Annotated in this window: 2 rRNA genes; both read left to right on the top strand. The window is 57.8% G+C overall.

Features of this window, described 5'->3' with window-relative positions:
- A 23S ribosomal RNA gene (locus B2J69_RS23560) occupies positions 1-92 on the top strand; the annotation flags it as partial.
- 89 nt (positions 93-181) lie between these two features.
- Positions 182-268, top strand: a 5S ribosomal RNA gene (rrf, locus tag B2J69_RS23555); the annotation flags it as partial.

Below are 268 nucleotides of genomic sequence, written 5' to 3'. Positions count from 1 at the left end.
GACGTTGAAGACGACGACGTTGATAGGCCGGGTGTGTAAGCGCAGCGATGCGTTGAGCTAACCGGTACTAATGACCCGTGAGGCTTAACCTTACAACGCCAGAGGCGTTTTGCGAGACGCGATTTTCAGCTTGTGACGGATAGTCCGTGTGGCCTTATGGCGGCGCGGAAAACAGAATTTGCCTGGCGGCACTAGCGCGGCGGTCCCACCTGACCCCATGCCGAACTCAGAAGTGAAACGCCGTAGCGCCGATGGTAGTGTGGGGTCT

It is taken from the genome of Pantoea latae (assembly GCF_002077695.1).
GTDB lineage: Bacteria > Pseudomonadota > Gammaproteobacteria > Enterobacterales > Enterobacteriaceae > Pantoea > Pantoea latae.
This window is presented reverse-complemented; position numbering and strand designations above follow the sequence as displayed.